This window comes from Streptomyces sp. NBC_00620, from assembly GCF_026341825.1.
GTDB lineage: Bacteria > Actinomycetota > Actinomycetes > Streptomycetales > Streptomycetaceae > Streptomyces.
This window is the reverse complement of record NZ_JAPENY010000003.1, coordinates 2320531-2332616: the sequence shown is the minus strand read 5'-3', so window position 1 is coordinate 2332616 and position 12086 is coordinate 2320531. Positions and strand designations below refer to the sequence as shown.

At 70.5% G+C, this 12086-nt stretch carries 6 protein-coding genes; 5 read left to right on the top strand and 1 reads right to left on the bottom strand.

Features of this window, described 5'->3' with window-relative positions:
- Positions 1-170: 170 nt before the first annotated feature.
- The 3 genes from OG246_RS41290 (at position 171) to OG246_RS41280 (ending at position 5835) form a co-directional block, all read left to right on the top strand.
- Positions 171-2297: an ATP-binding protein gene (locus OG246_RS41290; RefSeq protein ID WP_266474516.1), complete on the top strand. Its 2127-nt coding sequence runs from the start codon at positions 171-173 to the stop codon at positions 2295-2297.
- Positions 2298-2476: 179 nt separating this feature from the next.
- A complete protein-coding gene (locus OG246_RS41285; protein WP_266474515.1) occupies positions 2477-4135 on the top strand; it encodes a PucR family transcriptional regulator in 1659 nt (552 codons plus the stop codon).
- A 254-nt stretch (positions 4136-4389) separates the two neighbouring features.
- Positions 4390-5835 carry an aldehyde dehydrogenase family protein gene (locus OG246_RS41280; protein WP_266474513.1) on the top strand — a complete coding sequence of 482 codons (1446 nt, stop codon included), beginning with the start codon at positions 4390-4392 and terminating at the stop codon, positions 5833-5835.
- Positions 5836-6055: 220 nt separating this feature from the next.
- On the opposite strand, the gene OG246_RS41275 is transcribed toward OG246_RS41280, so the two are convergent.
- Positions 6056-8908, bottom strand: coding sequence for a glycoside hydrolase family 3 C-terminal domain-containing protein (locus tag OG246_RS41275; RefSeq protein ID WP_266474511.1), 2853 nt, complete (start codon positions 8906-8908; stop codon positions 6056-6058).
- Positions 8909-9279: 371 nt separating this feature from the next.
- On the opposite strand from OG246_RS41275, the gene OG246_RS41270 reads away from it, so the two are divergent.
- Positions 9280-10962, top strand: a complete 1683-nt coding sequence (locus OG246_RS41270; RefSeq protein ID WP_266474509.1) for an extracellular solute-binding protein — start codon at positions 9280-9282, stop codon at positions 10960-10962.
- 4 nt (positions 10963-10966) lie between these two features.
- A complete protein-coding gene (locus OG246_RS41265) occupies positions 10967-12085 on the top strand; it encodes a sugar ABC transporter permease (protein ID WP_266474507.1) in 1119 nt (372 codons plus the stop codon).
- The last annotated feature ends 1 nt before the right edge of the window (position 12086 follow it).

Here is a 12086-nt window from a genome sequence, read left to right as displayed (position 1 = left end):
ACGAGGGAGATGTTCAGGGTGTCGGTTGTCCGCGGTGGACATAGTGGGCCCGGAGTCGAGTGAGGGTGCGTCCCCGCAGATCCGGCCGTGTAAGCGGTGAACTCCCTCTGTGGGGGCACTAGATTGACTCGCGGACGACGTACGGAGCGGCTGGTCAGGGGGCAAAGGCGATGGACAGCGACGGGACGCGGGACGCGCGGGGTACGCACGCCAATCCTGTGCCGCGTCCGGCGGGGCCGCCGGACGTGCCGGCGACGCCACCGAGGCCCGCGCGGGCGCCGGGGATGCCGCCGGGGCCCGACGGGTCCGGCTTCCTGACGTGGGTCCGGGCGCCCAGGCCGGAGGCGGCGCCCGGAGTGTGGCGGTTCGGGCACCGGCCGCGGCCGGACGAGGAGCCGGAGCAGATTCCGGCGCGGCAGCTGCTGAGCGGTGCCGTGATCGCGTTTCTGTGCGGGTGGCTGATCTGGTCGCTGCTCTGGAACGGGTATCTGGGCGGCTGGTGGGTCATCCCGCTCGACCTGTTCACCCCTGATTCCTGGCGCCAGAGCGACGACCGCGTCGGGAACGCGTTCCTCTGGTACGGCTACTACACGCTGATCGCCCTCGCGATCATGTTCGGCGTCGGCCGGCTGGGCCGCTGGGGCGAGGTCTGGCGGCGCTACGGGCTGCCCGCGTGGCGCCGCGCCGCTCCTGTGAGCGAGCGGCCGCCCGCGCCCGAGGAAGACCCCGCCCAGTGGAACCAGCTCCGCGCCGCCGGTGCGGCCGACGCCGCCGACCGGCTCGCCGCCGAGGCCCGCTCCGGGCTGATGCGCGATGTCGACCACGCCCGGATCGACCGCGCCTGGCAGGGCGTACGCAGCGGGCGGCACAGTCTCGCCACCTTCACCGGAGCGGTCCTGAAGGACGGGTCCGCCGCCTGTCTGCATCCCTCCGGTGACCGCGACCTGCCAGGACGGCACGCGCTCCACGACCTCGTGACCGGACAGGTGCGGCTGGGCACCACCGCCGACGACGCGCGCAATCCGTACTCCTACCGCGGCACCGGCCTGGGCCTTGGCCCCGACCTCCTCGGCACCTCGCTGCTCGCCGTCGGTCCCCCCGGATCCGGCAAGACCGGAGGCATCGTGTGGCCGCTCGCCGAGTCGCTGTGCCTGCACGCGCTCGCCGGGCGGGCCGCCGTGGTCGTGGTCGGCGCCGCGGGTGCAGGGCTCGGTGCCGCCGACGCCTACGACGTCGTCGTACGGATCGGGAATCCCGAGTCTGTGTACGACCTCGACCTGTACGGCGGGACCACCGACCCCGACGAAGCCGCCGCCGTACTGGCAGAGGCGCTCGTCGGGGACCTGGCCGATCCGCATCCCGGGGGCGACAGCCGTCGGTCGACCACCGTCCTCGCCCAGCTCCTCGGACCCTTCCGGGCCGTCCACGACCGGTTCCCGTCCGTGCCCGAGCTGCGGCAGCTCCTCGACGGTGCGCCCGGTCCGCTCGGGGCGTTGCGCAAGGCCCTCGAGGACGCGGGGAAGGAGTCGCTGCTGCGTGAACTCGACGCGCGAGAGCGGCAGTTGGGGCACCCGGGCGATGTGGGAGCAGTGCTCGCGGACCGCGTCGCGCTGCTCGACCGGCCCGCGTTCGCGGGGTTCTTCGACACGTCGGGGCAGTCGCGGCCCTTCTCGCTGCGGGCGCTCGACCATCCCGTACGGGTGCGGATCGATCTGCCCGCGCGCGGGCACGCCGACGCCTCGCGGATCCTGGCGCGGCTGGTGCTCGCGCAGTTCACGGCGAGCGTCGCGGTACGGGAGGACCGGTCGCTGTTCGCCTGCCTGGTGCTCGACGACGCGACCGGCATCGTCACACCCGAGGCCGTACGGGGGATTCAGCGGCTGCGGTCCGGCAACGCGGGCGCCGTGCTGACGCTTCGGACGCTCGACGACGTGCCGCGGGCGCTCAGGACCCCGCTCCTCGGCGCCATCGGATGCCGGATGGCGCTGTCCGGGATCACGCCCTGGGACGGGCAGGACTTCGCCGAGGTCTGGGGCAAGGAGTGGATCGAGGCGCGCGACGTCACCGACCGGCAGATCATCGCGGAGACTCCGGCGGGGAAGGCGCTGCACATGGTGCGGCGGGTGATCACCGGGCACGCGCCGACCGCCCGGGCCGTCACCGTCCGGCAGGTCGAGCGGGAGCGGTGGTCGGCGTCCGAGCTGGCGCACGGGGTGCCGCCGGGGCACGCGGTGCTGTCACTCACGAGCGTGCGGGGCGAGCACGCGCCGCCGTTGCTCGTGGATCTACGAGGCTGAGGCCGGCGGATCTACGCGGCGGCCGCTCGTGGATCTACGCGGCTGACCTGTACGTCTGGACATAAGGTCACGGACGTACCGTACGGTGAGGCAGAATCGACATAGGTCGTTCATACGTCGCGGCCAAAAGATCACACCTCCAGTGACCGTCGAAGATCCTGTGAAGACCTGAAGGCCCCATGCCCCCCACGCTCGCCTCGCTCGTCCACCACTCCGCGCTCAAGCTCACCGTGCGCGCGGGCGAGGAACGGCTGGACGTGCCCGTCCGCTGGGCGCATGCCAGCGAGCTCGCCGACCCCGTGCCGTACATGGAGGGCGGGGAACTGCTCCTGATCACCGCGCTCAAGCTGGACGCGGAGGATCCCGAGGTCATGCGGCGCTATGTGAAGCGGCTGGCCGGAGCGGGTGTGGTCGGTCTCGGCTTCGCCGTCGGGGTCCACTACGAGGAGATCCCCAAGGCGCTCGTCGACGCGGCGGAGGAAGAAGGCCTGCCGCTCCTCGAAGTGCCCCGGCGCACGCCGTTCCTCGCCATCAGCAAGGCCGTCTCCGCCGCCATCGCCGCCGATCAGTACCGGGCGGTGACCGCCGGGTTCGCCGCGCAGCGCGAGCTGACCAAGCAGGCGCTGAACGACGGGCCCGAGGGGCTGCTGGCCTCGCTCGCCGGGCAGGTCGACGGATGGGCGGCGCTGTACGACGCGTCCGGTGCCGTCGTCGCCACCGCGCCGGAGTGGGCCGGGCGACGGGCCGCGCGGCTCACGCCGGACGTGGAGCGGCTGCGGGACAGGCCCGCGCCCGCGAGTTCGGTGGTCGGCGGCGAGGACCGGGTGGAGCTGCACTCACTGGGTACCGGGCGGCGGCCCCGAGCCGCGCTCGCCGTGGGGACGGCCGCCGCCCTCGGGACCGCCGAGCGGTACGCCGTGCACTCGGCGATCGCCCTGCTGACGCTCACCACCGAGCGCTCGCGCTCGCTGCAGGCGGCGGAGCAGCGGATCGGGGCCGCGGTACTGCGCATGCTTCTCGCCGGGGAGCCCGATCACGCCCGGGCCGTCGCCGGGGATCTGCTCGGCGCGCTCCTTGACGCGCCATTCCGGCTGATCCTCGCCGAGTCGGCGTCCGCGTCGGCCGCGCGGGCCCATGCCGGCGGCCACGCGCGCGTGGCCGACGCCCCGGCCCCCTCGGCCGCCGCCGCGGTGCCCGACACCGGGGGCGATCCGCTCGGCGCGCTCGCCGAGGTCGTGGAGTCCGCCGCCGCCCGCTCCGGCGAAGCCGTGCTCGTCGTGCCCGACGGGGAGCGGCTCGTGGTGCTCGCCGTGGACGGGGGTGCGGCCGTCGCCGCCTGCGGGGAGCACGCGGTGGCGCTGGAGGCTGCGCGGGCGTCCGTGCGGGAGCAGTCCGGGGGTGACGACACCGAGCTGGTGGTCGGGCTGTCGGCGCCTGTCGGGCCGATCGCTGTCGGAGCCGCCTACAAGCAGGCCGAGCAGGCGCTGTCCGTGGCCCGGCGGCGGGGGCGGTTCCTCGTCGAGCACGAGGAGCTGGCCGCGGGGTCCGTGCTGCCGCTGCTCGCGGATGACGCGGTGCGGGCGTTCGCGGACGGGTTGCTGCGGGCGCTGCACGAGCATGACGCGACCGGGCGGGGGGATCTGGTCGCCTCGCTTCGGGCGTGGTTGTCCCGGCACGGGCAGTGGGATGCGGCGGCCGCCGATCTGGGGGTGCATCGGCATACGCTCCGGTACCGGATGCGGAGGGTCGAGGAGATCCTTGGGCGGTCGCTGGATGATGCGGATGTGCGGATGGAGCTTTGGCTGGCGTTGAAGGCGACGGCTGCGGCGGGGGAGTAGGGGTGTTTTTCGCCCCCTCCGCCCCTTCCCGTCCCTTGCTTCTGGGGGCTGCCGCCCCCAGACCCCCGCTTTCGGCCTGGACGGCCTCGTCCTCAAACGCCGGACGGGCTGAAAGATCTCCCACGACCGTGCCAAAGCGGCGCACCCCCCACCCCGACTACTACGACTCGGACAAACGACCCCCGGTCGTCCCACCCCTACCGTTGATGATGAAAGCCACGTCACCCACCAACCTCGGAAGGGCCGGGACTCACATGACTTCCACCTACGCCTTCTGGCTCGCCGGCCGCCAGGCCACCGGTGAGACCACGTTCGACGTCACCTCGCCGTGGGACGGCCGGCTCGTCGGCCAGGTCAGCGTGCCGACGGAGGCGCAGGTCGAGGAGGCCGTGGCCGCCGCGTACGCCGTACGGGACGAGTTCGCCGCGACCCCGGCGCACGTCAGGGCCGCGGCCCTCGACCACGTGTCGAAGCGCCTTGTCGAGCGCACCGAGGAGATCGCGCAGCTGATCTCCGCCGAGAACGGCAAGCCGATCAAGTGGGCCCGCGGCGAGGTGGGCCGCGCGGTGTCGGTGTTCCGGTTCGCGGCCGAGGAGGCCCGCCGGTTCAACGGAGGCGAGGCGCAGCGGCTCGACACGGACCTCGGCGGTCAGGGCCGGCTCGCGCTGACCCGGCGCTTCCCGAAGGGCGTCGTGCTGGGCATCGCGCCGTTCAACTTCCCGCTCAACCTGTGCGCCCACAAGATCGCCCCGGCCATCGCCGCCGGCGCGCCGATCATCCTGAAGCCGGCGCCCGCGACGCCTCTGTCGGGCCTGATCATCGGTGACCTGCTGGCGGAGACCGAGCTGCCCGCCGGTTCGTGGAGCATCCTGCCGGTGTCCAACGAGCGGATGCCCGCGCTGGTGCAGGACGAGCGGCTGCCGGTCATCTCCTTCACCGGGTCCGAGAAGGTCGGTTACGCGATCATGGACAGCGTGCCGCGCAAGCACTGCACGCTGGAGCTCGGCGGCAACGGCGCGGCTGTCGTCCTCGCCGACTGGGCGAGTGACGAGGACCTGGACTGGGCCGCCACCCGTATCGCCACCTTCTCCAACTACCAGGGCGGCCAGTCCTGCATCTCCGTGCAGCGGGTGATCGCGGACGCCTCCGTGTACGACCGGCTGCTGCCGCGCATCGTCGCCGCAGTCGAGGCGCAGGTCACCGGGGACCCGTCGGACGACAAGACCGATGTGGGCCCGCTGGTCAGCGAGGACGCCGCCAAGCGTGTCGAGGCGTGGGTGGACGAGGCCGCCGCGGCCGGTGCCCGTGTGCTCACCGGCGGCAAGCGTGACGGTGCCGCGTACGCGCCGACCGTGCTCGCCGACGTACCGGCGGACACCACCATCTCCTGCGAGGAGGTCTTCGGGCCGGTCCTCACCGTGCGGAAGGTGGAGGGGGAGGCGGCTGCCTTCGCCGCCGTCAACGACTCCAAGTACGGGCTGCAGGCCGGTGTGTTCACGCACGACCTCCAGGCCGCGTTCCGCGCCCACCGTGCGCTGGAGGTGGGCGGCGTCGTGATCGGTGACGTGCCGTCCTACCGTGCCGACCAGATGCCGTACGGCGGTGTGAAGCAGTCCGGTGTGGGCCGCGAGGGCGTGAAGTTCGCGATGGACGACTACACCTACGAGCGGGTGCTCGTGCTGACGGGTATCGCCCTCTGACATCGGCGCCTGCGAGGCGATGGCCGGAGCCCGCTGTGCGGGGGCTCCGGCCATCGCCGTCCCACCGCTGGACCGGCTCAACCGAACCACTGGCTCAACCGAACCACGAGCTCATCAGAACCACTAGCTCATGGGAACCATTTTCATATAGAGTCCCGATGAAGGGCCCGGCGCCGATGCCTTCCGGTGCCGGGCCCTGTTTGTCGGCCTGTCCGGACCCTCAGCCGGAGAAGCCGACATGCGCGAGCCGCAAGGGGCCGCGCAGCCTGAGGTGTACGTCGTGCACATCGGCGGCGGCGAAATCGGCGCCGAGAGTGGTGTAGTCGTACGGACCCTTCGTCGCGCTCAGGGTCACCACGGCGATCAACGGGCCGCCGTTCAGGGAGAGTTCCACGACTCCCTCGCCCGCCACCTCGACGGTGGCCTCCAGGACGCCGTCCCCGAAGTCGCAGTCGCGGAAGACGAGTTCGCACGTCACGCCGTCCACCGGCGTCACCGCGTCACCCGTCACCTTCGTACGGTCGACGATCGTGGCGTTCCGCTGCTCATCGAAGTCGGCAGCGTCGAGGCCCAGTTCACGTACCGGGCGGGGTGTGGCCGGTTCACCGTCGAGTTCGACCGTCGTGCGGAGCCGGATGTCCTCGCTGGAGGCGCCGACGAGCAGTTCGTACGCGCCCGGCTCCAGGCGCGGGCGGCTGTGTGCGACGTCCCAGAACTCCAGGGCGGAGAGGGGGAGTTCGAAGGTCAACGTCGTCGTGGCGCCGGGGGTGAGGTGGACGCGGCGGTGCGCGGCCAGCTCGCGGCGGGGACGCGGTACGGATGCCTGAACGGTGCGGGTGTAGAGCTGGGCGACCTCGTCGGCGGCCACCGAGCTGGTGTTGGTGACAGTGAAGGCGACCTGCAACTTGCCTGCCAGCGGGGTGACTTCGAGGTCGGTGTACGCGAACCGTCCGTACGACAGTCCATGCCCGAACGGGAACAGCGGCGTGCCCTCGAAGTACAGATACGTCTGGCGGCCGCCGATCACGTCGTAGTCGAGGAGGTCGGGCAGATCCTCGTCACAGGCGTACCAGGTCTGCGGGAGGCGGCCCGCGGGGGAGACGTCTCCGGCGAGGACGCGGGACAGGGCGGTGCCCGCCGCCTGGCCGCCGTGGGCGGTCCACAGGACGGCCGGGAGGTCGGCGTGGTCCACCGCGTACGGGTACGCGGAGACCAGCGCCAGGGCCGTGTCCGGGTTCGCCGCGCGGGCCGCGCGGAGCAGGCGTTCCTGGTGCGCGGGGAGGCGCAGGGTCCTACGGTCCTCCGTCTCGCGGCCGTTGATGTGCGGGTCGTTGCCGGCGACGACCAGGACGACATCGGCCGCGGACGCAGCCCGCGCCACCGCGTCCTCGCCGCGCTCGGTGAACTCCATCCCGAAAATTTCCGCACCGGATGCGTCTTCCGCGGCAACCTTCACGCCGTCGGCGGCGACAGAGACGTACCTACCCGTCCCGACGTGCTTCAGGAGGTGGCCGTTCGCATGCGTTTCGGAGGGTTCGAGGCGGAATGTCTCCTGGACGACCCAGCCTCCGGGCTGGTCCGCCGACGCCCGTACGAAGCCGTCCTCGGCGACCGAGAGATAGCGGCCGTCGGGGGCGCGCAGCGTCAGGATTCCCTCGCCCCAGTCGATCAGCGCGAGTTCGGTGCCGGCCGCGTCGGTGGTGAGCGGGGGGAGGTCCGTGCGGCCCGCGAGGAGCGCCGGGTCCAGGGCGCCCTCGGCGCCGCGCACTTCGTCGGCCGCGTCCGCCGTCAGGGGCACCGACAGGTACGTACCCGTCGAGGTCCGCAGGCGTACGCGGTCCACGCCCTCCGCGAAGTCGACGCGCTCGGCGCCGAAACGCTCGTACAGGCCCTCCAGCGGTGTCGAGCGGTGGATGAGGGTGCCGCTGTACCAGTCGAGCTTGCACTCGTCGGCGAGGAGACCGACGACGGCGACGCGGACGCCGGGGGCCAGCGGCAGGAGGCCGTCGTTCTTGAGCAGCACGATCGCCTGCTCCGCCGCCTCCTGGGCGAGGGCGCGGTGGGCCGGTGTGTCGAAGGATTTGGTGTCCGCGTACGGGTCGAGCCGGGGGTCGAACTCGCCAAGGCGGAAACGGACCGAGAGCTGGCGGCGGACCGCCGTGTCGATGTCGTCCTCGCTCAACAGGCCCTGGGCGAGGGCACCCTGAATGCGCGCGACGATCTTCGAGCTGTCCGTGCCGTGGTCCGTGAAGCTGTCCACCCCGGCGACGATCGCGGCCGCGGTCGACTCCTCGTGGGTGTCGAAGTAGTGCTCGGAATCGACCAGGTTGGAGGGCGCGCCCGCGTCCGAGCAGACCAGCAGGTCCTGGTCCGTCCAGGTGCGCAGGTGCTCGCGCAGATACGGCGAGACGTGGTTGGGGCGGCCGTTGACCAGGTTGTACGCGGGCATCACGCCGGCCACCGCGCCCGCCTCGACCGTCTCGCGGAAGGCGCGCAGGTCGTACTCGTGCAGGACGCGCGGGCGGACCGAGGCGGACGAAGTGTCCCTGTCCGTCTCGTTGTTGTGGGCCAGCCAGTGCTTGAGGACCGGGGCCGTGCGCCAGTACGCCGGGTGGTCGCCCCGCAGACCGCAGGTGTACGCCGTCGCGATCGCCGAGGTCAGCTTCGGATCCTCCGAGTAGCCCTCCTCGTTGCGGCCCCACAGGGGGTGGCGGAGCAGGTTGACCGTGGGGGACCAGACGTTGAGGCCGACGCGGTCGTCGCGGGCGCGCATGGCGCGGGTCTCGGCCGAGACGGCCTCGCCGACCCGGCGTACGAGTTCGTCGTTCCAGGTCGCGCCGAGCCCCACGGCCTGCGGGAACACCGTCGCCGGGCCCATCCAGGCCACGCCGTGCAGCGCCTCCTGCCCGGTGCGGAAGGCTCCGACACCGAGCCGCTCGACGGCCGGTGCGAACTGGTGCAGGAATGCGATCCGTTCGTCGAGCGTGAGCCGTGCCAGCAGGTCGTCGATGCGCTTCGCGAACGGCAGCTGCGGATCACGGAAAGGGGGCGTAGGCGGCGTTTGTGCGGTCACGTGGTGATCCCTTTGCGATGGAGCGACGGGGCGCTTTCGAAGCGCTTCGATGCTCATTCGACCGAGGGGTGGGTGTCAAGACACCCAGACGCAACAACTCCGTTTCCTCGTCGGCACATCAAGCGCCATAAGGGACCGGTCCAGTACTCCATATCGGGTGCATACCTCCGAGGAATCTTGGAATCGACTCTTGTGCACCCCCACGGGTTCACTTAACCTCACAGCAACATCGAAGCGCTTCGACTGATGGGACCGCCGCCCGGGGTGCGCAGTCCTCCGAGGACCGCTTCAGCTCAGCCAGTTCCACTCAAGACACCGCAGCCGACGGCCCTACCGCCGGGTGTCCTGGTGCGCCATGAAGGGTTGACGCAATGACGCCGAACTCCGCCACCTCCGCTCCGAGCCGGAGAAGCTTCCTCGCCTCCACGGCGGTCGCCGCCGCCGCGGTGGCGGGTGGGATGCCGCTGCTGACCGCCTGCGGCGGCTCCGACGGCGGCTCCAAGGACGGCACGACCTCGGGCAAGGACGCGCAGAAGATCCTTCCCACCTTCGTGGCGCAGAACGTGGTGACGCCGGACATTCCGTCGAAGAACGGCTCCTCCCTCGGATTCACCAGCAAGCTCGTCCTCGACGATCTGAAGACCTCGGTGCCCGAGAAGCTCGGCAAGGGCAGCACCGTCAAGATCATGTCGCCGTTCTGGGGCTCGCCGCCGAAGAGCGACAACCCCTACTACAAGGCGATGAACGAGAAGATCGGCGTCGACGTCGTCTGGCAGAACCAGGACGGCAACACCTACGACGAGAAGCTGGGCGCGGTCCTCGCCTCCAGCGACATGCCGGACGTCGTGGTCATCCCCGGCTGGAACATGGGCGGCAAGATACCCAGCGCCATCATCAACAAGATGGCGGACCTCGGCCCGTACCTCTCCGGCGACAAGGTCAAGGAGTACCCGAACCTCGCCGCCATCCCGACCGACGCCTGGCAGCGCTCCATCTTCGGCGGCAAGCTGCGCGGACTGCCGATGCCCAGCTCGTACGACCCCAACATCGTGCCGTTCTACCGCAAGGACATCTTCGACGAGAAGGGGTACGAACTCCCCACCTCGGCCGACGAGTTCCTGGCCCTGGCCAAGGAGATCACCAACGCCAAGGCCAAGGTGTGGGCCTGCGACGACATGAAGTGGACCGCCTTCAACAGCTTCGGTGTGCTGTCCGGCAGCGAGAAGCCGCTCGGCTGGAACCTCGTCGACGGCAAACTGATCTACCGCGTCGAGACCGACGAGTACCTCGAAGCGCTGGAGTGGACGCGGAAGTTGTACGCGGCGGGAGTCGTCCACCCGGACGCCAAGGCGCAGAACCAGGGCGACTCGGGTCTGCGCTTCACCTCGGGCGAGACCCTGATCTTCAACAACGACATCTCGACCTGGTGGGGCAAGACCGCCGAACAGGCCACCCAGAACCCGGACTTCCGCATCGGCGGCATGGACATCTTCGGCCACGACGGCGGGAACCCGACGCTGTGGGCAGGATCGCCCGCCGGCATCTTCGCCTTCGTCAACAAGAAGGCGTCGAAGGCCGTGATCCACGACATCCTGGCCGCCGCGAACGTCACCGCCGCCCCGTACGGCACCGAGGAGTACATGCTCACCAACTACGGGGTCGAGGGCACGCACTACACCGTCAAGGACGGCACACCCACCAAGAACGACAAGGGCAACCAGGAGGTCGCGAACGCCTTCGTGATGCTCGCCAGCCCCGCCTCGACCATCGCGCATCCCGACTTCCCGGACGTCGGGAAGGCGCAGGTCGAGTGGCAGCAGCGGATGGGTGCCTTCACCAAGAAGTCCTCCTTCTACGGCCTCCAGATCATTGAGCCGGCGCGCTACACGAACCTCTCCAACGACTTCGAGCAGCTGGAGGACGACATCGTCCGCGGCCGCAAGAAGATCAGCGACATGCAGCAGGCGGTCTCGGACTGGAAGAGCCAGGGCGGCGACGGACTGCGGGACTGGTACAAGAAGCTGCTGGACGACAGCGGATCCGCGCAGGGGTGACGAAGTGGCACACAGCACCACTCCGGGCGCCGCCGCGGGCGCAGTGCCTTCTTCGGTGACGGATACGGATGACGGCCCCTCGCCGTCGTCCGCCGCGCGAAGCATGGCCAAGGGCGCCGAGCCCGCAGCCCTATCCAAGGCCTCGAAGGCTTCCAGAGCCTCCAAGGCTTCGAAGGCATCCAAGGCCTCGAAAAAAGGCGGCACCTTCAGGACCCGCCTCAAACGGGACCGCACACTGATCCTGATGACGCTGCCGGCGATCATGCTGGTCCTGCTCTTCAACTACATACCGATCCTGGGCAACGTCGTCGCCTTCCAGGAGTACGACCCGTACATCAGCGACAACGGATTCATCGCCGTCTTCGAGAGCCCCTGGGTCGGCTTCGAGCAGTTCACGCGGCTCTTCGAGGACTCGGCGTTCTGGGACGCCGTCCAGAACACCCTCGTACTGTTCTCCCTCCAACTGGTGCTCTTCTTCCCCATCCCGATCCTGCTCGCGCTGCTCATCAACAGCGTGATCAGGCCCCGGGTGCGGGCGGTGTCGCAGGCGATCCTCTACCTGCCGCACTTCTTCTCCTGGGTGCTGGTCATCACCGTCTTCCAGCAGATCTTCGGCGGCGCCGGCATCATCGCGCAGACCCTGCGGCAGCACGGGTACGAGGGCTTCGACCTGATGACCGACCCGGGGATCTTCAAGTTCCTGGTGACGTCCGAGGGCGTCTGGAAGGACGCGGGCTGGGGCATCATCGTCTTCCTCGCCGCGCTGGCCTCCGTGAGCCCCGACCTGTACGAGGCCTCGGCGATGGACGGGGCCGGGCGGTGGCGCCGGATGTGGCACGTCACGCTGCCCGCGCTGCGCCCGGTGATCGCCCTGCTCCTGGTGCTGCGCGTCGGCGACGCGCTCACGGTCGGCTTCGAACAGATCCTGCTGCAACGGGACGCGGTCGGGCCGGGCGCGGCGGAGGTCCTCGACACCTATGTGTGGTGGAACGGCGTCCGCAACCAGGACTTCAGCTATGCCGCAGCGGCGGGCCTGATCAAGGGCGTGGTCAGTCTCGGCCTTGTTCTCGCGGCGAACAAGGTGGCCCATCTCATGGGCGAGCAGGGGGTGTATAAGAAGTGAG